This window comes from Herbaspirillum frisingense, from assembly GCF_047325095.1.
GTDB lineage: Bacteria > Pseudomonadota > Gammaproteobacteria > Burkholderiales > Burkholderiaceae_D > Herbaspirillum > Herbaspirillum frisingense.
The window spans coordinates 2,772,750-2,792,752 of sequence record NZ_CP168558.1 but is presented as its reverse complement, the minus strand read 5'-3'; the positions used below and the strand labels follow the sequence as shown (position 1 = coordinate 2,792,752).

Below are 20,003 nucleotides of genomic sequence, written 5' to 3'. Positions count from 1 at the left end.
GACGCAGACCGCCACCGGCACCCCGGCAACATCGCTCAGGTCGGAGTGGTCAGCGGCAGCGTCAGCAGAAAACGGACACCGGGGCCAAGACCTTCCGCGTGCATGCGCCCTGCGTGTAATTCCGTCAGCTGACGGGCAATGGCCAGCGACAATCCTGACGCAACGCCGCTCTCACCTGCAAGGTCGACCTCGACATCGTCATCGCCAACACGCTCCGGCGCATTGGCCTGACCGGCGTCGATCAAGGCCTGCCCCAGCTCCAGCTCTACCTGGCCACCTGTCTGACGCAGGATCACCTGCACGCGCCCTTGCGGCGGCGTAGAGCGGATGACGTGCGTCAGCAGGTTCCCCACCACCTGCTGCAGCCGCGCAGGATCCCCCAGGATCGGCGCTGGCGTATCGACTACAGCATGAATGTGGATCTGCCTGGCATCGGCCACCGCGTGTACCGCCGCAATCGCCTGGTCGACCACGCGGATCATGTCCACCGGTTGCATGTCCACGTGCAGCTTGCCGGCCATGAGGCGGCTCAGTTCCAGCAACTGCTCCACCTGCTGCGCCTGCAGACGGGCATTGCGCTCGATGACTTCCAGCCCCTTGCGCACCTGCTGGCCATCCGTGGCGTCGCGCAGCAGATACTGCGTCCAGCCGATGATGGTATTCAAGGGGGCACGGAATTCCTGCGCCAGCGCGGCCACGAATTCTTCCCGCACGTGGGCCATGCGCTCGGCCTCGGCAAGACGCTGCAGCGCCTGCTGCTGGAGCAGGCGCTCCACTGCGGCCGGCAGGTAGTCCAGATAATCGCTGGTCTTGGGCAGCACGTCGGCCACCCCCGTACGCAGCGCCTCGATGATGAGCGCATCGTCGGAAACGCCCGATACCATGATGGCCGGAATGTCCAGCCCCGATGCACGCAGCTGCCGAAAAAAGTCCAGACCGGTATCCAGTGCCTGCAGGTGATAGTCGACAATGAGCAGGTCCGGTCGCTCCTGCTGCACCGCCGCCAGGGCGCTGACGGCATCGGCCGTGGCGGTCACGCGATGTCCTTGCTTGCGCAGTACCCGGGTCGCCAATGCCAGCAGCCCGTCGTCATCCTCCAGTACCAGTACGTGGGCGGCGATGGCGCTCATCGTGACCCGTTCTCGCCTCGATCCGCAACACGACCCGCCAGGGGCAGCTTGACCACCTGCAGGAAGAAACCCAGTCGGCGCACCGCCTCGATGAAGTCGTCATATTCCACCGGCTTGGTGATGTAGACATTGCAGCCGGTCTCGTAGCAGTGGGCGATCTCGCGGGGGTCATCGGTGGTGGTGAGCATGATGACCGGGATGGCCGCGGTGGAGGCCTCCTGCTTCATCCGGCGCAGCACCTCTACGCCATTCACGCGCGGCATGTTCACGTCCAGTAGCACTACCAGCTGTTGCGATTCACCCTGCGACTGATCGTCACCATAGAAATAGTCCAGCGCCTCCTGGCCATCACGCAAGCGCGTAAAGCCGTTGACCAGGCCGGCGCGCCGCAGGTTCTTCTCCACCAGGAGCGCATGGCCGTCATCGTCTTCGACCAGCAGGATATTGACGCTTTGTTCCGTATTCATGCCCCTCTCCCTGTGATGTATGACAGCCCGCCGGTGCCGGCGCTCATGCCGCCACCGGCGGGCGCGCCGGCAGGGCCACATAGAAGCAGCTGCCCTGCCCCTCCACCGATTCCACCCAGATGCGACCGCCGTGGCGTTCCACCACCCGCTTGACCAGTGCCAGGCCGATGCCTTCGCCCGGCGCGGCGTTGCCATGCAGACGCTGGAAGGCAATGAACATCTTGTCCAGATAGGCCGGTGCGATGCCCATGCCGTTGTCGCGCACGCAGTAGGTCACCAGGCTGGGCGCGGCGGCGATGTTGTCGGCGTGGCGCACGTGGTCGATGGTGATATGCCCCTGGCGCGACGGATCGAGGTAATTGACGGCATTGCCCACCAGGTTGCCCAGCACCTGCTCCACCGAGGTCGGGTCGCCGAAGGCCGGCGGCAGGTCGGCCGCGATCTCTACCTGCGCCCCCTTGGCGCGGATGCTGCCGCTCATGGCCGCGACGATGCGCTGTGCAATGGCGTGCATGTCCAGCATCACCGGCTGGTATTCGACGCGGCCGGCACGCGAGAGGCGCAACATGGCATCGATGATCCCGGCCGAACGCGTAACCGCGTTCTGGATGAAGCGCAGCGAGGTGTGGATATCCTCTTCGACCAACGCCTTGAGGCGCTGCTTGTCCGCCGCCGGCAGCGCCAGTTGTTCGACTTCGGCCAGCAGTTCGCGGGTGGTGTGGGTGATCTCCTTGCTGAAGCCCTGCAGGTTCACCAGCGGTGAGCGCAGGTCATGCGACACACTGTAGATGAACATTTCATTGTCCTGGGTCTGTTGGCGCAGGTCGGCATTGACCTCGGCCAGCTCGCGTGCGCGCTGTTCCAGTTCGGTACGATAGCCCTGGGCCTGGCGCGAAGCCTCGTTGAGGCGCTCGCTGCTGCGGTGCAAGGCATCATCGAGCTGGCAGATCTCATCATTGCCACCCACCCGCTCCGCCAGCGGTTGCCCGTCGGCAAGGCGCTGGGCATTGGTGATGAGCACCGAGATACGGCTGCCGATATTGCGCGTAAAGGCCAGCGAGGCCAGTCCCGCAGTGATGATGGAGCCCAGCACTGCCGCGATCAGCAACGCAGTCTGGGAACTGCGCGCCGACTGCAACAGCGCCGTGCGCTGCTCGCCCAGGCGACGCTCCTGCTCGACAAAGCCATCCAGCCGGCTCAGGAAGTCCGAAAGCCGGTGTGGCCCCTCCTCGTCGCGCAGTTCGCGGATCAGCGCATCGCGCTGTCCCCGTTGCATGCGCTCGCGGGCGGTATCGGCCCAGCTGCGATAACGCGCGATGCTATCGTGCAGCGCCCGCACTGCAGTCGTTTGTTGGGGATTGTCGGCCACCAGCCGGACCAGCTCGCCAGTCTTGACCTCCAGATCGGCCCACATCTCGGGCCGACTGATCGGCTCGGACTGGTTGAGGAGGATGGCATTACGGATACGGGCCGATTCCAGCAGCATCGGTTGCCGCACCTCGGCCGCCTGGTTGATCACCTGCGCCGAGTGCGCGGCCCAGCGCTCAGCCTCCTCGGCATCGTCCTGTGAGTTGAACAGCGCCCCCAGCAGCAGTAATTCAACCAGGCTGGGGATGGCAACGATCAACAAGCCCTTGGTCAATAATCTCATGTGCGTTCGTCCGCTTCATGATCATTCTCACGGCGCAGCTGCCTTCCATCGCAGCGCCCCCTCTTGGCGTTTCTTATTGTTCTGTCGTACGCCCGCCCGCTGAATTTCTGGTAATCAATTATTACGCCCAATTATAGACTTATAAAGTCATAAACTCATCAACTCTCAGCGACGGTATGCATGCCCAGGATTGCACTCTGTGCCTTCAGGAAAGCAAAAGGCCCGACAGCATGCTGCCGGGCCTGGTCCTGATCCTGTCGCTGCACTGCGTCAGCCAACGCCACCCTGCACCCACTGCGGTGCGATCAAAGGATCGAAGTCGATCCAGTCACCATCGCGAATCTGGCCTTCCGCGCGCTCCAGATCAGCACCCTGCAGGTCTTGCAGCACCCTCATGGCGCGTTGTTCAACAGCGGAATCGGCGGAGGCCGCTGAGTCGTCCAGCTGCACCGCCACCAGCATGCCTGCCACGCGACGCGGCACCGGATCGTCGTCGGTGGCACTGAGACTGCCCACCAGACCGCCCAGGTGGCCACCCACCAGCCCACCCAGCACCGGTCCCAAGGGACCAGCCACGGGCGCGGCGGCCACCCCGGCAACCGCCCCGGCGCCGGCACCCGCGGCCACGCCGGCCGCCGCACCTTTATCCGTCTCTTCGGCGCCGGGCGACTTGTCCCGATCGCCGCCCACGGCGAAACGGTCATGCTGCCCGGCCGGGTTGACGAAGAAACTGCTGATGCGCTCGCGGGCGAAGCCGGCATCGACCAGCGCATTGACGGCACGCGCCGCCTCGTCCTGCAATTCAAATCGTGCGGCGATGATGCTGCCCATGGTGTCTCCTCCTTGATCCCTGCGGCGCAAGGCGGCCGCTTCGCTTCATTTGGATGGATCGCTAGCGACAGTGCCGCCCTGGCAGGCGCGATAGCGCCGGATCAAGGCATTGGTGGAACTGTCGTGGTGTAGCGGCTGCACGTGATCGATCAGCTCGCGCGCGGTGCGCTTGGCCAGCTGCTTGCCCAGCTCCACGCCCCATTGGTCGAAGGAATCGATATTCCAGATCACACCCTGGGTAAAGACACTGTGTTCGTACAGCGCGATCAGGCTGCCCAGGCTATAGGGGGTCAGCTGCTCGATGAGCATGCTGTTGCTGGGGCGGTTGCCGGGGAAGACCCGGTGTGGCACCAGTTCTTCAGGCGTGCCTTCTTCGCGCACGCGCTGCACGGTCTTGCCGAAGGCCAGCGCCTCGGCCTGGGCGAACATGTTGGCCATCAGCAGTTCCTGCTGCTGCCCCAGCGCCTGCGCGGGATGGCAGAAGCCAATGAAGTCGCACGGCACCATCTGCGTTCCCTGATGCAGCATCTGGTAGAAGGAGTGCTGCCCATTGATGCCGTTATCGCCCCAATACACCGGCGAGGTCTGGTAATCCACCGACTCGCCGTGCAGGGTTACCTGTTTGCCGTTGCTCTCCATGGTCAGCTGTTGCAAGTAGGCCGGCAGGCGCTTGAGATACTGGCTATACGGCAGCACTGCCTGGCTGCGGGCATCAAAGAAATTGCCATACCAGACCGTGAGCATGCCCAGGATGGCCGGCAGGTTCTGCTCCAGCGGCGCGGTGCGGAAATGTTCATCCATCGCGTGCATGCCGGCCAGCATGTCGCGGAAGTGCTGCGGTCCGATGGCAATCATGGTCGACAGGCCGATGGCACTGCTCATCGAATAACGGCCACCGACCCAATCCCAGAAGCCGAACATGTTGCGCTCATCGATGCCGAAGCGGCTGGCTTCCTCGATATTGGTGGTCACGCCCACAAAGTGCCTGGTCACAGCCGCCTCGTCGCCCAATTGCTGCACCAGCCACTGGCGTGCGGCCTGGGCATTGGTCATGGTTTCCAGGGTGGTAAAGGTCTTTGAGCAGACGATGAAAAGCGTCTCCTCCGCCGGCAAGCCGCGCACCGTTTCCAGCAGTGCCGCCGCGTCGACATCGGAGAGGAAGTGCAGCGACAGGTCACGCTGGCTGTAATGGCGCAGGGCCTCGTGCGCCATCATCGGGCCCAGGTCCGAACCGCCGATACCGATATTGACCACATGGCGGATCGGCCGGCCGGTATGCCCGGTCCATGCGCCGCTGCGCACCTGTTCGGCAAACACCTCCATGCGCGCCAGGACATCCTGCACCTGCGCAATCACGTCTTCACCCTCCACCACCAGCCGCTCTGTCGCCGGCTTGCGCAGGGCCGTATGCAGCACCGCGCGCTGCTCGGTGGCATTGATGCGGTCGCCGCGGAACATTGCCTCCACCCGATCCTGCAGGCCGCACTGGCGCGCCAGCTGCATCAGCAGGGTCATGGTTTCGGTGGTGACGAGATTCTTGGAGTAGTCGAGATAGATACCTGCCGCTTCGGCGGTCAGGGTTTCGCCGCGCCGGGGATCGGCGGCGAACAGGCGTTCCAGGCGGAAGTGGCGGGCACTGTACTGGTGGTGCTCCTGCAGGGCGATCCAGGCGCTCTTCTCGGTCAGCGACTCGCGCTGGCTGTAGACGAACAGCGGAAGTTGAAGATCGGCGGCGGGCAACTTGGTCATGCGGACTCCTTGAGCGGGATGGCAGCGCCAGCGGACTTGCCGGACGGCATGCCGGATCGCTCGATGATAAGGGTCGACCTGTTCCGCAGGGCATAGGACGGCGGGACATTCGCTTGTAGGAAACGAGGAATCCGCGCTCCTTGTTTTGCCTGGATGCAGATTTCCTTTGATCGACGGAAATCCAATGCCCGCGCGGCTTTGCGACGATCAATCCGGTCAGGAAATGTCAGCCGGCGTGTAGTTTTGCTAGCTAAAGTACAGCCGTCAAATCAATGGATCGTAGCGCTGTAGCGATGAAGTATTGCTTGCAGCCACTCTCATTTATGAACACCACTGTCGCCACCAGCCCGCACCCGACATCGACCGGAATCATCCCGCGTGTGTCGACTACCCCCATGCCTGAGACCAAGGCGATCGTGACGCTGCTCAGTGCAAACGGTGCCGCGGCTGGCAATGCGGCCTCCAAGGATGCGCAGTCGTTTTTCAATCGGGAAGGGAGCCTGGGCTGGGTCGAATCCCAGGACGGCCCGTTGGTCAAGGCAGGCTCCTCCTATGAAAGACTGCGCGACGCCGGCATCGTGCCCGGCCAATTCCTCGCCGTTGCTGCCCCCGACTGGATCTTCAACGGCCAGCAGGAGTTCATCCTGGTCCGTTTCCTGCAGGTCACAGCCAGGCGCGATGGCTACAGCACCAATTGCGAACTGCATTGCCGGGTCATGGGCAGCTGTCGCATCGACCCGGTCAACGGACAACTGAGCTACTTCGCCGGCCTGCCTGGCTACAGTGGGCTGATGCTCTCGCCCACCTGCGGCTGCCACGTGCTGCCCGAGCCCATCCTGCGCGCCCTGCTGGCGCTCTCCGGCGAGGTCGGCGAGGCCTTCGAACTGGGCCATGTGCGCTGGGGCGAACATATCGGCCAGCATGCCTACACGGCGCCGGTGGCCATGAGCGTCAATGAAGTGGTGGGCAAGCGCACCGCCATGTTCGGCAAGACCCGGCTGGGCAAATCCAACTTCGTCAAGCTGCTCATGCAGGGCGTGCTCAATGCCACCCGCGAGAGTGGTCACGTCGGCCAGCTGGTGTTCGACGTCAACGGCGAATACGCCAACGACAATCCCCAGGACGGCAATTTCTCCATCGCCTCGGCCTACCCCGAGCGCGTCCAGGTGTACTACCTCTCGACCCAGCCCCGTGGCGACGGCGAATTCCTGCGCTACAACTTCTATGACATCCCGGACCGCGCCCTGGCGATCTTTTCCGAACTGCTCACGCCCTCGGTGCTGGAGATTCCCGAGGTACGCAACTTCCTGATGATCCGCTTTCCGGCCCTGTCGGCCCTGAAGACCGGGCGCGCGGACGACAGTGCCGCCGCCTTCCGCAAGCTCTGCCTGTACTGGACACTGCTCCAGGAAGCCGGCTTCGAGCCGGGCGAGGCCGTCTGCGCCGCCATCGCCGCCCGTGGGCTGGTCAACGTCGGTTTCACCCAGGGCTTGCGCATGGCGGCCTGGCAGGCGATCAGATCGAAGGTGCCGCCGCCGATACCCACCAGCTTCACCGAGATGACCGAAGAAATCCGCGTGCTCTCGGCCTTCGCGCTCAAGTACGAGAACGACCCCAACCTGCGCGTGGGCCGCACCGAACTGTTCGACGAAGAAGACCGCGTGATCCAGGAACTGCTCTGCCAGACCAACGGCGTGGGTCCCTATTTCCTGCGCGAATGCCTGCAGTTCCACTCCGCCAACGCCAGCGATTTCCTGCATGACAGCCTGCGTGCCCTCGATACCGGCAAGACCGTCATCATCGATCTCGGTGCGGCCAATGAACGCATCGTGCGCTACTTCTCGCGCATCATTTCCACGGCCGTGTTCCAGCAGCAGGAACGCAAATTCATCACCAACACCCTGGCCGGGCGCTTCGTGCAGATCTACTTCGAAGAAGCGCACATGATCTTCCCCGTCGAGGCGGCCGGCAAGAACGCTACCGACATCTACGCCCGCTTTGCCAAGGAAGGCGCCAAGTTCGGCATCGGCATCGTCTATTCGACCCAGTCGCCGACCTCGGTCAGCTATTCCCTGCTGACGCAGACCGAAAACTTCTTCATCGGTCATCTCTCCAGCGACATCGATGTCGATGCCCTGGCCTCGGTGCAAAGCCTGTTTGGCGCCGTCAAGGACGACATCCTGCAATTCCGCCTGCCCGGCTACATGCGGGTACTGAGCTATTCGCGCCGCTTCGTCCTGCCGATCCAGGCCAAGCGTTTCGATCCACGAGAAAGGAGATAGCCCCGTGATGAAGTAAATCGCCAAACCAAGGACAAGCACCACGACGAAGTGACAGAAAGCAAGGCGCATGCGCGCAAGACTGCCCCGACACCCTGGTTGCCTGCCAGGACGTGGCATGAAGAACGGGACAACCCTTGGCCCGGCGCGGTGTTCTTTGCCAAGAATCCATCCACTCATCAGTTAGGCCTGCCCCCCTCTTTCAGCCGGCGCTAACCCTATTTCAAGGAATACAGACATGCTTCACTCCCCTCACCCGGCGCGCCAGCCGCGCACCCTGCCGCATGCGCAACGCGGCTTTACCATCGTCGAACTGTCGGTCGCCGTGGCCATTGCCGGCGTGCTGCTGGTCTCGGCGATTGCACTGGTACAGGTGGTGCTGCGGCAAACGCGTACCAATGACCTGGTGAGCAGTATCCCGCGCACGATGACGCAAATTGACAAGATGTACGCCCGCGTGGCCGAATTCACCGGCCTGAACACCCAGGTCGCCATTGGCATAGGCGCTTTCGACGGTGCTTTCGACATTACTGGCCCAGCCAACGCCAGGGTGGCGACCCATCGATTTGGCTATCAGACCCTGGCGCGATCGACAACCGCTTTTCGCACCGGAGCGGGGGCTGGCGGCACAGCTTATTCCGTGATGTATAGCGGCATTCCCCGGGCCGCATGCGCTGATATCGTGAGCTCTGCTGCCACCTCCGGTGTCCTTGGCCTGATCGTCGCACCGGAAGGCGTTGTCGGCACACCGGCATTTACAGAAGCCAATGCCGCAGCGCTCACCATGCCCGTGTTCGACGGAACTGGCACTGCTCCGCCAGCCGGTGTCATGGTGAAAGGCACTGACAATAACAGCCGGCTGGATGTGGCTGCAATGTCCGGCGGAAATGCATGTGGCACCAATAACGACACCGTGACCATCGCCATGGTCAACTGGAAGTAAGCCGTACTTGGCGTCGATCTTTCCCTGCAGCGATGAGCCGCCGGGAAAGATCGGAGTTCTCCCATGAAAAACCAACAATCCGGCTACACGCTGGTCGAACTCTCCGTGGTCATGGCCCTGGCCGGCCTGATCGTCGTGGGCAGTCTCGTGGGCGCCACCACGCTGCTCCATCAACAGACAGTCAACGAACTCGCGACGCAGAATGCCGACGCCATCAAGCGCGTCAACGAGGCCTATGCCCAGTTGCCCAGCTATGCCGGCCTGTCCTTGCGACAGGCAGTGTCGTTCGGCGCGTTCAGCCAGTTCGCCATCACCCAGCGCGCCACCAACAACGTGACCGTGACGCATCCATTGCGCGGCGCCGTGGGCGTGGCACCGGTCAATGGCGGGGCCCAGGCATGGGGTTTGTATCTCAATGCCATACCGGCGGAGCTGTGCGCCGAGCTGTTGTTGCAGTCAGCACCGGTTGCTGACGCGCTCGTGATCTTTCCCGGCGGGATGGGCAATCCAAATGACTGGTCCAGGGGCCTCTTCATCGATACGAACGTACCGGCGATCACTTTCGGCGCAGGTTTTGGCGCCGCCGCCCCGCGCATCGTCAAGAACCTGACCGAGGAAATTGCCCCCGCTGCGCTGTCCGCTGCATGCCAGGACGCTGGCGACAGCCTCGGCGTGCTGTTACTGAAATCCAAACTAAGATGAATCGTTTACTCCTATCCCGGCTGCCCTGCACGCCAACGCCACACCTGCGTCAATGTGGTTTCACGCTGGTGGAGTTATCCGTCTCGATGGCCATTGCCGCCATCCTGGCGGTGGCCTCGCTGGCGCTGCTGCGCCAGCAGCTGGATCAGGCGCAGGTGACCTCGTCCTCCTACTTTCTGCGGCAGACGGCGGTGGCGTTACAGGATTTCTTTTCCAACGATAACGGCGCCGCACCCATCAACAACAGCACGCTAGCCAGTGGCGCCGCCGTGGCCCGCCAATACGTAGGGGGCGGTGCTGGTGTCAGTACCCAGATCAACAATCCCTGGGGGGGGCAGATGTTCCTGGGTTCGTTGATCGCCGGCAGCAATACCGACTGGGTCTTGCAGGTATCGGGGCTGCCCATGCGACTGTGTCCGGACATTGTGCAGAGCGTGGAATCCACCTTGAACACCGCCAACCTGCGACATGGTCTGGCCGGCTCACCGACTAACGGCACGGCAGTCACCACCTCTGCGCTGGGCGCGGTCGCGCTGGACGCCAACCGCGTACTAACCACTTCGCTGGCCGATGTGTATGTGATCAAGAGCGATCCCTATGCCCCGCTCAATCCGGCCGCCATGAGCACCCTGTGCGAAACCGACCAGCCTTACTTCAACCTCTTCCTTACAGGTAACAACCATGCTCTCTAGGCATGACATCACCATATGAAAAAAGTCACGGCTTACCTTACTGATCCCACCCGCCTCACCCACCTGGGGCGTCAATGGCTGCCCCCGCTCGTGCTGATGGCGGCCAGCCTTACCGTCCATGCCGAGCAGGCGACGGAGCAGGTTTCCGACAGCGCGCAAGTGCAGGCAGAAGCACCATCAGAAGCCTCCGCACCAGCAACACCAGCCAATGCGCGTGCCTCCGCCTGGCTGCCCAAGGGCGACACGATTGCCCCCGAGCTGTCCGACGGCATCGCCATGTCCGCATTGGGCCAACAGCCCGATCCCGGCGTACAGCAATGGCAGGTGCGACGTACCGACGTCTCGGTGCGGCGCATGTTGCAACGCTGGGGCAGCGACGCCGGCTGGCAGCTGGTGTGGGATGCCCCCCGCGATTTCCCCATCGAGACCGAGCTGCAATTGTCGGGCCGTATCGAGCAGGTCGTCAGCGCCGTCATCGAGTCGCTGGCCACCACCGACTATCCGGTGCAGGCGCGCATCAACAGCGAGCTGCGCATCATCCGCATCGGCCGCTATCTGGAAGGCAAGGCCCGCTAGGTCCATCACGCAAAATCATGAAAATCGAACACATCATCGCCCCCGGGCAAGCTCTTGCCCGCTCCCCTGCGCCGCACGCTCGCCGCGCCGGCCGCGCCCTTCCGCTGGTGGTCGCCACCAGCATGCTGTGTAGCGCATGCAGCACCTGGCGCCAGGCCGACCAGACCCTGGACAAGGTCGTCAGCCGCACCGACAGCTCGCGTGCCGAACTGATGACGGCCCAGCCGCGCCCAGCCTATGCGGTCAAGGACACACGCCTGACGATTGCCACACGCTCCATGCCCCTCTCCCGCGAGGCGGCCTTGCCGGATGCGATGCGTCAAGTGGCCTTCCGCTTCCCGGGCCGTTATTCGGTGGCCACCATCGTCGAGCGTATCGCCAGCGAGACCGGCGTACCCATGCTGCTCACGCCCGACGCCCTGCTGCCGGCCTCGCGCTTTACCGTCGGCAGCACAGCCGGTGCCGCAGGTGCAGCAGGTGCCGCACTGGCCGCGGTGGCCCAGCCGCTTCCAGGCGCGGGGCCGCAGGGCGCGGCCAGCGAGAAAAGCGCCTTTGGCGAAAAAGGCCTGAGCGACCTCAGCTTCAGCAACCAGTCCTACGGCAACACCTACGAACTCAATTACGCCGGCTCCTTTGCGGGCCTGCTGGATTACGTGGCCGTGCGCGCGGGACTGCAATGGAAATACGAGGACGACCGCATCCTCTTCTATCGCGTCAGCACCCGCACCTTCTTCGTCAAGACGCTGAGCTCTTCCTTCAAGTACACGGCGTCGCTGTCGGCCTCGACGGGTGAAGGTGGTGGTGGAGGAGGTGGCGGAGGAGGAGGAGGTGGTGGTGGCAGCAGTTCGGCCAGCATGGAGTTCGAATCCGACTTCTGGGGCGGCATCGAAAAGACCCTGGGATCCCTGGTCTCCGGCGGCGGCAAATTCTCGGTCGATGCCAAATCCGGCGTCATCACGGTGACCGACGCCATCGAGCCGATGAAGGCCGTGGAAAGCTACGTCGAACTGGTCAACAAGTCGCTGATGCGCCAGGTCAGCCTGGAAATCCAGGTCCTGTCGGTGCAGCTGAACGACGAGTTCTCGGCCGGCATCGACTGGAACGTGGTCCGCAACAATTTCACCTCCTCGGCGCCCGCAGCGCTGTTACCCAGCCAGTCCGGCAGCCCTTTCACCATCGGCTACCAGAACGGCAATGGCAATACCGCGCTGATCAAGCTGCTCAAGACCTTCGGCCGCGTCTCGACCACCTATTCCGGCGTGGCCGTGACCTCCAACCGGGTCTCGGTACCCCTGATGGTGGTCAACCAGCAGGCCTATCTGAAGCAGACCCAGGCGGCGGTCGTCGCCGGCGGACAGGTGGGCAGCGTCTCCACCACCGGGCCCAGCCTGACCCCAGGCCAGATCAGTACCGGCATGTCCCTGGCCTTCCTGCCGGTGGTGCTGGATTCCAATCAGGTGCTGTTGCAGACCTACGTCAACATCTCCAGCCTGAAGGGCTTGCCCTCGTTCAGTTCGGCCGGGCAGACCATCCAGCTGCCCAACGTGAATGCCTTCACCGTCGGCCAGCGCATGGTGGTGCCCTCGGGCGAAACGCTGGTCATGCTCGGGTATGACCAGGCCCAGGCCAATTCCAGCAACAGCGGCAGCGTCGATGGCCTGGCCGCCAGCAAGACCGCCGCCAACGTACGGCAATCCTTCGTGATCCTGATCACTCCGCGGCTGACCGATGTTTAAGACTCTACTCAACAAGAAACCGGCACGCCCGGCCAGGCCGGAGGTGGACCACAGCCGCATCTTCCAGAAGAACAAGGTGGCGCTGGTGGCTGGCCTGCGCTGGGTGCCGCTGAACAAGGGCGAGCGTAGCAAGCTCTTCACCGCCGCCCGTAGCGAAGGCGAGCACAGCTATTGCGTCACCCCTGATGGCACGCAGATCGGATTTTTCTCCTCCAACCCGGGCGGCCATGGCAAGGGGCGTGGCGCACTGGTCTCGCTGGCGCTGCTGCTGGGCGAGAACTATTCGCACGGTGGCGATGAAGTCTTCGCCTTCCATGTCGATGCCAGGCGCTGCTGCGTGATCGTGCTGCGCGACGGACAACCGGTGCCGGGATTTGATGTTATCGGCAGCGCCGAGGTGGTGACGGAACGCATCAACACCTTCCTGCAACTGACCGACGTGGGCGCCGTACGACGCGTCGGCGCGGTCGATCTGCTGGGCAATGTGGAAGACATCGACTGGGACCTGGTGCTGGACGAAATCACGGCCAAGGCGCGCCTGAAGAAGATTCCCGACATCCGCCAGATCCTCGCCTTGCTGGCGGTGTCGGCCGTGGTGTTCGCCGCCGGCTTCAGCGGGGTCAGCTACAAGCTGGCCCGTGACAAGCGCATCGCCGACGAACAGGCACGCCTGGCCAGCGATCCCAATATCGTCTACGAAACCAGGATCGAGGGCGATCTGGCCGCCATCACCGGCACCGGCCAGACCAGCCTTCGCCGCATGGTCGGTGGGCTCAAGCAGATCCCGCTGCAGATCAATGGCTGGCGGCTGAGCAAGGTGGAATGCACTCCCGCCCTGTGCAACGCCTCATGGAGCCGCAGCTACGGCAACTTTGCCGAATTCGGCGAGGCGCTGCCACCCTCGGCGATGGGCCAGCCGCAATACGACGTCTTCAAGCCCGACGACCTGACCAGCGCCCGGCTGGTGACGCAGCACCGGCTGGAGGAAACCACCACCGACGGCGTCGTACCGACCGCGTCGGCAGCCCCACCGAAACTCATGCGCGCGGCGCTGCCGCTGCGCAGTGCCGTGTCGTCGAAGTTCTTCAGCACCCTGCAGGACCTGTCCATGGTGGACATCAAGGTCAAGGTGGAGCCGGCAACACTGTTCGCCGGGAAAGGCGATGTCAACCAGCTGGTGCGCCCGGTGGTCAACGCCGCCTGGAGCATCGAGGGGCCGCTGTGGACGCTGGAAAACATCGTGCTGGACGACTATGTGGCCCTTGACACCTTCAGCGTCGAACTCGACACGGACAAGGCGGCCCCATCCATGGAAAAGATCCATTTCAAGCTCTCTGGAAAATATTATGCAAAAGGTAAAGACTTCTAATCTGCCATTGATGGTTGCGCTGACTGCCTTGCTGCTGGGTACCGCGCAGGTCTCACGCGGCCAGGGGACTGCAGCGCCGGCAGCAGCAACAACGGCTGCAACCACAGCAACCGCATCAGCAGCGGCAGCAGCTGACGCGTCCATCAGTCACCTGGACCAGGGCGCGACCCTGGGCGACATGATCAAGCTGGCCAAGCAGGCCGGCGAGCGGGAGTTTGCCGCCCGCCTCAGACCGGCCGGCAAGAACGTCGGCAAGGAGCCTGCCGAACCCGTGGTCGAAAAGAATCCGGTATTGCTGGCCTTGTACGGGATCGACCGCCACTACAAGGCCGAACTCGACATCAACGGCCAGTCCCGCGTGGTCGCCGTGCCTGGGCCGGTACGCAAGATGGGACCGTGGAAGTACATCGCGCTCATGGAAGAAGGCGTGCTGCTGACCAGGAGTCCGCACGACGGCAGCAAGGCAGGTAGCGCCAAACGCGACGCTGCGGTGCAGGCCTGCCAGCAACAGGAGACTTGCCTGTTCCTGTCGGTGCCCAAGGGCAGCGACGATTCACGCTCACTGATCACGCCGGACGCCCAGGCACGTCATCTGGCCAGCCAGCTCCCGGTCGGCGCCCGCACGACGGCGCTCGAATTCGGCGGCAAGCCGCAGAGCCCGGGCGAGCGCATCAACATGGTCAACACGAAGCCGGCCTTGCGCTGATGGCCAGTGTCACAGGCATGAGCGGCATGGCCAAGATAGGCAACACGGGCAGCGCGGGCAGCACCAGCGCGCTCCCCGAACGCACCCCATCCACGGGCCTGGAAATGGCCCATCTCCGGCGCGCCGAGGAACTGCCGCAGTTCCGTAGCGTGATGGAGATGTGGCCAGCCGAGAAATACCGTGCCTTCAACCAGGAGCGCATCGCCGTGCTCAACATGGAAGCGGGCCTGATTGCGGTGGTCGCCACCCGGGGCGTGAACCTGTCCTCGGAGTGGTTCCACATCCTTGACCGGTTCAAGCGCGACGGTAAAACGCCTCGCATGTTCTTCACGGCCGAACCTATCGTCTTCGAGATCCTTGAGTATCAGGTCGCGGCTAATCACGAGGAAGCGGCGACCAGAGCGGTATCGGGCATCGACGTCATCATCGCCGAGTCCAAGCCCGTGAACTACTTCGCCGACATGGTCGGGCGCGCCATCGAGATCGGCGCCAGCGATGCCCATCTCGAGGTGCGCGGCGACTATGCCGTGCTCAATGCCCGCGTGGATGGCGTGATACGCCGCATCGGCAGCTATCCGGCGCAGATCGTCATTGATGCGGTCAGCGCCGCCTTTACCGTGCAGGCCGAGGAATTGTCACGCTCGGATGCCGCCTTCAATGCCCGCCTGCCGCAGCAGGCCATGATCCCGATCCGCAACAAGGACCGCGATTTCACCCTGCGCTACCAGAGCCACCCCTCGGTGGGGGGCTTCGATGTGGTGCTGCGAATCCTGCATTCCAGCGCCAGTTCCTCCAGCAAGGTCAAGACCCTGCCGGAACTGGGCTACCTGCCCAGCCAGGTGGAGCAGCTGGACCTGGCCATGCAGTCGGCCTGGGGCGGTGTGTTCGTGGCTGGCGTGACCGGCTCGGGCAAGACCACCACGCTCAATTCCATGCTGTCGATGCTGGCGGCCGGTGGCGAACGCAAGATCATTTCCATCGAAGACCCGGTCGAGTACATCGTGCCGGGCGTGACCCATCTCTCGGTGCAGCGGACCAATGCCATCGGCGCGGAAAACCCCTTCCTCAACGCCATGCGGGCCTTTCTGCGGCTTGACCCCGATATCGGCATGTTCGGCGAGGTGCGCGATCCGCTCTCCGGTGAAATCTCCCAGGCCGCTATCGAGACCGGCCACAAGATCTTCACCACCGTGCATGCCACCTCGGCGCTGGGCATCGTCTCGCGCCTGACCTCCAAGATGGTGGGACTGGACCGGCATGCGGTCTGCAATCCGGAATTCCTGTCCATCCTGGTCTATCAGGCGCTGCTGCCCAGGAACTGCCCGCATTGCAAAGAGCCCGCCAGGGAGCGGCTGTCAGCCGAGGAGCTCAACGCCTATGAAGTCTACTTCGACCTCGACGTCGACCAGATGATGTGCGCCAGCGACAGCGGCTGCGTCCATTGCCGCATCCCCGGCGTGGATTACAGCCAGCTGTCGCACGCCGGTACCCGCGGCGTATGCGTGGCTGCCGAGGTGATCACGCCCGACAACGACCTGCTGCGGCTCTTGCTGGCCGGGCGCGATCTGGATGCGCGTGACCACTACCACGCCACCCGTGTAGCCCCCTTCGATGCCCCGGACATGCGCGGCAAGGCCGCCTGGGGCCATGCCCTCTACAGCCTGGCCCAGGGGCAGGTCGACCCCTATTACTTCAAGACCACCTTTGGTCATCCCAAAGGATTCCGCCAGATCGTGCAAAAGGGAATGCCATGAATCTATTTGAACGCCTGCAACTGAACATGGCCAAGCGCCGCCTGCGCGCACGCCGGGCCGAGTTCTACTTCGACCTGGCCATGTCGCTGGAAGACCGGGTACCGCTGTTTTCCACCTTCAAGAAGTACGAGAAGCGCGCCCGCAAACGCGACCGCGGCATGGCCCTGCTCTACCGCCACATTCTCAGAAATGCCATCAACGGTTCGCTGGCCACGGCGCTGGAGGGAGTGGCACCGTCGTCGGAGCTGATGATGCTCGATGCCGCCCAGACCGCCGGCGACGCCAGCGTGGCCGAGGGCCTGCGCTTCCTCTCCGGCACGGTAGAAAAGACCGAACGCATGACGGCCGCCATCAAGGGTGCGGTGATGTATCCGTTGTTCCTGATCGCGCTGTTCTACGCCATCTTGCTGGGCTTTTCGTTCTACGCCATTCCGGTGCTGGAATCGATCATGCCCGTCACCGAATGGCCGGCCTCCGGCAAAGCCCTGGCCGCCGTTGCCAACGGCGTGCGGCATTACGGGCTGCTGATGATCGGGCTCAACGTGGTCCTGTTCATCGCCTTCCTCTATTCACTGGCCCACTGGGCCGGGAGAAGTCGGCGACCGTTCGACAAGCGCCTGCCTTACAGCGTCTACCGCGACTATTCCGGCGCCATGCTGATCGTCTCGCTGGCCTCGCTGATGCGCTCGGGCATTTCCCTGCGCTCCTCGCTGGAGCAGGCGGTGCGCTATTCCACCCCGTGGATGCGCTGGCACGTACGCAGCATCCTGCGCGGCATCAGCTCGGCCAATGCCGAAAACTTCGGCGCCGCCTTCGGCACCGGCGTGCTCAACCAGGATCTGGAAGACCGCATCATGGACGCCTCCGAACGCCGCGACCCGGTGGAGGCCTTCGTCAAGATCGGCACCGGCTCCATCGACCGCATCGCCACTTCCATCGAAAAATCGTCTGCCCGTCTCAACAGCGTGATGCTCCTGCTCTGCGGTGTCGCGCTGGCCTCCATGCTTCTCGGCTTCATGGCGACCACACAACAACTGCAGAGTGCCGTGCAAAAGAAAACGCAACAAACTTCCCAGAGGAACTGATGACTACCCTACTTCGTCGCATCTCGCAGCAGTTGCTGTGCCTGCCCCGGCGCAGCACACCCCTTGATCCAGGGCAGCGCCACACCCGGCGCCGTCACCGTGGCTTCGCACTCGGCCAGGCGCTGGTGTCCACGGCCATGCTGGGCGCAGTCGGCGCCGTCGGCACCGACTGGGCCTCGCAGCAGCGCCAGGCTGCCTTGCTGGAGGCACAGAACGCGGTCTATGCCCGCATCAACAATGGCGTCGGTGCTTACATGACGCTGTACTATCCGCACATCATTGACCGAAGCACCCACCCCGACAGCTGCGCCAAGGTGAACCACCCGGCCTCGGGCAGCTCTGACAAGTCATGCCAGTTCGCGGCCAGCTATACTGATGCCGCCGGCGCCAGCAAGACCCATCAGGTCGCCAACATCCTGCAGCCTACGCTGGCCGACCTGCAGACCCTCGGTCTGGTGGACCGGCAGATTCCTGCCGCGCCCCTGCTGCCGGTACGCGCCACGGTGGTCACGGGCGACGCCAGCGGCAGCGCGGCCGCCAGGCATGACAACGTCTACGGCATCGTCATCACGCGCACGCCGGCCGGAACCGATGTCAATCTGGATTCGCTGGTCTTCAACGTGCAACCCTATGCGCTGGTGCACGCCGACATGTCAGCGCTGCTGCGCATGTCCAATGGTGCCGGCGCGACCTCGGGCCAGCCCGATCGCGATACCGACACCAGCAGCATCAATCCCCAGTTCGACCTCAAAGCCTATGCCGGTGCCTGGAGCGTCACCAATCCGGTACAGAAGACCACCAAAGCCGGCGCCAAGGGCGTACACGGCATCCTGGCCTGGCGCAATGGCTATGCGGCAGCCGCCACGCTGGAGCTGGTCCGTCGCGATGGCTCGCTCAAGCCGACGGCAGACTGGGATTTTGCCAAGCACTCCATCAACAATGTGAATCAGCTGACGGCCCAGGGCATGACCACCCAGACCCTGACCAGCAATACGCTGACGACCACCAGCTTGACCACCGGCACCCTGACCGCCAATGACGCCGCCAATCTCAACAGCACACTGGCTGTGAAAGGCACGTTGACCGCGCTGGGCAACCTGGTGGTCCAGGGCGCTACCGATATCCAGTCGCTGGTGGTCAATGGCGAGGCCACCTTCAAGGCGCCGGTGAAGATGACCAAGGGGCTGGCTGTCGCTGGCGAGTTGAACGCCAATGGCGGCATACGCACCTCCAGGCTGAACATCGAGAATGCCGCGCAGTTCTCCGACAGCGGTGCCCGTTTGCTGGCCTATGGCAATTACGTCACGGTGGGCATGGGGTGTCTGGAGAATCTCGCCCTGGCGCAAGACGCCAATGGCCGATTGATGATGTGCACCGCCAACTACTGGGAGGTGGCCAATAACAATTATGGTCTGAGCCAGGTCAATGCCGGCGACAGCTGCAGCCCGGAGGGCTCGACCGCCTATCTGCCCAACGGCCTGATGGCAATCTGCAGGAGCAGAAAGTGGCAGGCCGCCGCCATGGGCAACCAGGTCGCGGGTCAATCCTGCACTACCAAAGGCATGATGGCGGCTGAAATCACGGCGCAAGGCACGACCAATCTGCTGGTCTGCCAGGCCGGCAGCGATGGTGGCCTGAGTTGGGCGACCAGCATCTATGCACGCGCCAAGGCGGAAGTAGCCAGAGAAGGAGACAGCTGCAATACCGACCAGATCAATGCCATGGCCAGCAACGGCAACGGCGATCAGGCTGGCATCCTGCGATGCACATCCAATGGCAGCGGCGCCGCCCAGTGGAGGATGCCGTTCAAGAAACTGACGGAAGAGATCATCGACCCCAACGAATATCTGGCCGCCGATTTTCGCTGGAAGGATTGGCACCGCAACGTGCTCGGTTCGTGGTGGTGGGGCCAGGCGATTACCGGGAAGGTCACCCTGAAACACATTAAAAATGGCGTCGTCATCAATAGCTGGGAAAACATTAAGCCGATGATCGGCGACGACGACGGACTCTATGCCCTGGCTCAACCGGCCGGTGGTGACTTCCCCTACGAAAACTTCAGCCGTGTGCGCTTCCACTTCAGTTACATGACCCCCATGGACCCGTCGGAATGGACCAAGCCCATGTTCAGAAGACCGGCCTTCAGCTGCATGAATTGCTATCTCGATGACGATGGAACCAGCGGTGGCCCGGACCGACGCGAAGTGTTTTTCGAACCGATGTACCTCGAATTCAACTTCTACAACAAAGGAGGCACCGACTATGGCGAAACCCACTACTACCAGCTTGTCATGTTCAAGAAAAAACGCTGGACCTACCTGGCGACGGAGTAA

16 protein-coding genes are annotated in these 20,003 nt (G+C 63.3%); 11 read left to right on the top strand and 5 right to left on the bottom strand.

Features of this window, described 5'->3' with window-relative positions:
• Nucleotides 1–35 precede the first annotated feature (35 nt).
• The 5 genes from ACEOAC_RS12915 to pgi form a co-directional block, all read right to left on the bottom strand.
• On the bottom strand, nucleotides 36–1,130 hold the full coding sequence (locus ACEOAC_RS12915) for a response regulator (RefSeq protein WP_413444382.1): 1,095 nt from the start codon (nucleotides 1,128–1,130) through the stop codon (nucleotides 36–38).
• Nucleotides 1,127–1,597 (bottom strand): response regulator, encoded by a 471-nt coding sequence (locus ACEOAC_RS12910; RefSeq protein WP_102662409.1) that lies wholly within the window; start codon nucleotides 1,595–1,597, stop codon nucleotides 1,127–1,129. Before ACEOAC_RS12910 ends, ACEOAC_RS12915 begins: the two co-directional genes overlap by 4 nt.
• A gap of 43 nt (nucleotides 1,598–1,640) precedes the next feature.
• Nucleotides 1,641–3,248, bottom strand: a complete 1,608-nt coding sequence (locus tag ACEOAC_RS12905) for a sensor histidine kinase (RefSeq protein ID WP_413628374.1) — start codon at nucleotides 3,246–3,248, stop codon at nucleotides 1,641–1,643.
• A gap of 270 nt (nucleotides 3,249–3,518) precedes the next feature.
• The gene (locus ACEOAC_RS12900) at nucleotides 3,519–4,079 is read right to left on the bottom strand and encodes a hypothetical protein (RefSeq protein ID WP_413628373.1); all 561 of its coding nucleotides are present in this window, start codon (nucleotides 4,077–4,079) and stop codon (nucleotides 3,519–3,521) included.
• 45 nt (nucleotides 4,080–4,124) lie between these two features.
• Complete coding sequence (gene pgi, locus ACEOAC_RS12895; RefSeq protein WP_241812399.1) at nucleotides 4,125–5,828, bottom strand: glucose-6-phosphate isomerase; 1,704 nt, start codon at nucleotides 5,826–5,828, stop codon at nucleotides 4,125–4,127.
• A gap of 395 nt (nucleotides 5,829–6,223) precedes the next feature.
• Between pgi and ACEOAC_RS12890 the strand changes: the two genes are divergently transcribed.
• The 11 genes from ACEOAC_RS12890 to ACEOAC_RS12840 all read left to right on the top strand — a co-directional run bounded on the left by ACEOAC_RS12890 (nucleotide 6,224) and on the right by ACEOAC_RS12840 (nucleotide 20,003).
• Nucleotides 6,224–8,110, top strand: coding sequence for an ATP-binding protein (locus ACEOAC_RS12890; RefSeq protein ID WP_413445120.1), 1,887 nt, complete (start codon nucleotides 6,224–6,226; stop codon nucleotides 8,108–8,110).
• Between the two features lie 235 nt (nucleotides 8,111–8,345).
• A complete protein-coding gene (locus ACEOAC_RS12885; RefSeq protein WP_241812401.1) occupies nucleotides 8,346–9,050 on the top strand; it encodes a type II secretion system protein J in 705 nt (234 codons plus the stop codon).
• Nucleotides 9,051–9,113: 63 nt separating this feature from the next.
• Nucleotides 9,114–9,752, top strand: coding sequence for a type II secretion system protein (locus tag ACEOAC_RS12880; protein WP_241812402.1), 639 nt, complete (start codon nucleotides 9,114–9,116; stop codon nucleotides 9,750–9,752).
• Nucleotides 9,749–10,444 (top strand): type II secretion system protein, encoded by a 696-nt coding sequence (locus ACEOAC_RS12875; protein WP_241812403.1) that lies wholly within the window; start codon nucleotides 9,749–9,751, stop codon nucleotides 10,442–10,444. The genes ACEOAC_RS12880 and ACEOAC_RS12875 overlap by 4 nt, the downstream gene beginning before the upstream one ends.
• 15 nt (nucleotides 10,445–10,459) lie before the next feature.
• Nucleotides 10,460–11,020: a toxin co-regulated pilus biosynthesis Q family protein gene (locus ACEOAC_RS12870; protein ID WP_413445121.1), complete on the top strand. Its 561-nt coding sequence runs from the start codon at nucleotides 10,460–10,462 to the stop codon at nucleotides 11,018–11,020.
• A gap of 17 nt (nucleotides 11,021–11,037) precedes the next feature.
• Nucleotides 11,038–12,756, top strand: a complete 1,719-nt coding sequence (locus tag ACEOAC_RS12865; RefSeq protein WP_413628372.1) for a secretin N-terminal domain-containing protein — start codon at nucleotides 11,038–11,040, stop codon at nucleotides 12,754–12,756.
• Nucleotides 12,749–14,125 carry a type 4b pilus protein PilO2 gene (gene pilO2 / locus ACEOAC_RS12860; RefSeq protein ID WP_413445251.1) on the top strand — a complete coding sequence of 459 codons (1,377 nt, stop codon included), beginning with the start codon at nucleotides 12,749–12,751 and terminating at the stop codon, nucleotides 14,123–14,125. The genes ACEOAC_RS12865 and pilO2 overlap by 8 nt, the downstream gene beginning before the upstream one ends.
• The gene (locus ACEOAC_RS12855) at nucleotides 14,103–14,831 is read left to right on the top strand and encodes a hypothetical protein (protein ID WP_413445252.1); all 729 of its coding nucleotides are present in this window, start codon (nucleotides 14,103–14,105) and stop codon (nucleotides 14,829–14,831) included. The genes pilO2 and ACEOAC_RS12855 overlap by 23 nt, the downstream gene beginning before the upstream one ends.
• Nucleotides 14,831–16,585: a GspE/PulE family protein gene (locus ACEOAC_RS12850; RefSeq protein ID WP_413445253.1), complete on the top strand. Its 1,755-nt coding sequence runs from the start codon at nucleotides 14,831–14,833 to the stop codon at nucleotides 16,583–16,585. Before ACEOAC_RS12855 ends, ACEOAC_RS12850 begins: the two co-directional genes overlap by 1 nt.
• Nucleotides 16,582–17,670 (top strand): hypothetical protein, encoded by a 1,089-nt coding sequence (locus ACEOAC_RS12845; RefSeq protein WP_077238057.1) that lies wholly within the window; start codon nucleotides 16,582–16,584, stop codon nucleotides 17,668–17,670. Before ACEOAC_RS12850 ends, ACEOAC_RS12845 begins: the two co-directional genes overlap by 4 nt.
• The gene (locus ACEOAC_RS12840) at nucleotides 17,670–20,003 is read left to right on the top strand and encodes a polymer-forming cytoskeletal protein (RefSeq protein ID WP_413628371.1); all 2,334 of its coding nucleotides are present in this window, start codon (nucleotides 17,670–17,672) and stop codon (nucleotides 20,001–20,003) included. Before ACEOAC_RS12845 ends, ACEOAC_RS12840 begins: the two co-directional genes overlap by 1 nt.

Coding starts and splice junctions, on each gene's coding strand:
- ACEOAC_RS12885 (WP_241812401.1), top strand. CDS start 8,346: ATGCTTCACTCCCCTCACCCGGCGCGCCAGCCGCGCACCCTGCCGCAT.
- ACEOAC_RS12875 (WP_241812403.1), top strand. CDS start 9,749: ATGAATCGTTTACTCCTATCCCGGCTGCCCTGCACGCCAACGCCACAC.
- ACEOAC_RS12880 (WP_241812402.1), top strand. CDS start 9,114: ATGAAAAACCAACAATCCGGCTACACGCTGGTCGAACTCTCCGTGGTC.
- ACEOAC_RS12845 (WP_077238057.1), top strand. CDS start 16,582: ATGAATCTATTTGAACGCCTGCAACTGAACATGGCCAAGCGCCGCCTG.
- ACEOAC_RS12840 (WP_413628371.1), top strand. CDS start 17,670: ATGACTACCCTACTTCGTCGCATCTCGCAGCAGTTGCTGTGCCTGCCC.
- ACEOAC_RS12855 (WP_413445252.1), top strand. CDS start 14,103: ATGCAAAAGGTAAAGACTTCTAATCTGCCATTGATGGTTGCGCTGACT.
- ACEOAC_RS12915 (WP_413444382.1), bottom strand. CDS start 1,130: ATGAGCGCCATCGCCGCCCACGTACTGGTACTGGAGGATGACGACGGG.
- ACEOAC_RS12905 (WP_413628374.1), bottom strand. CDS start 3,248: ATGAGATTATTGACCAAGGGCTTGTTGATCGTTGCCATCCCCAGCCTG.
- ACEOAC_RS12865 (WP_413628372.1), top strand. CDS start 11,038: ATGAAAATCGAACACATCATCGCCCCCGGGCAAGCTCTTGCCCGCTCC.
- pgi (WP_241812399.1), bottom strand. CDS start 5,828: ATGACCAAGTTGCCCGCCGCCGATCTTCAACTTCCGCTGTTCGTCTAC.
- ACEOAC_RS12850 (WP_413445253.1), top strand. CDS start 14,831: ATGGCCAGTGTCACAGGCATGAGCGGCATGGCCAAGATAGGCAACACG.
- pilO2 (WP_413445251.1), top strand. CDS start 12,749: ATGTTTAAGACTCTACTCAACAAGAAACCGGCACGCCCGGCCAGGCCG.
- ACEOAC_RS12870 (WP_413445121.1), top strand. CDS start 10,460: ATGAAAAAAGTCACGGCTTACCTTACTGATCCCACCCGCCTCACCCAC.
- ACEOAC_RS12900 (WP_413628373.1), bottom strand. CDS start 4,079: ATGGGCAGCATCATCGCCGCACGATTTGAATTGCAGGACGAGGCGGCG.
- ACEOAC_RS12890 (WP_413445120.1), top strand. CDS start 6,224: ATGCCTGAGACCAAGGCGATCGTGACGCTGCTCAGTGCAAACGGTGCC.
- ACEOAC_RS12910 (WP_102662409.1), bottom strand. CDS start 1,597: ATGAATACGGAACAAAGCGTCAATATCCTGCTGGTCGAAGACGATGAC.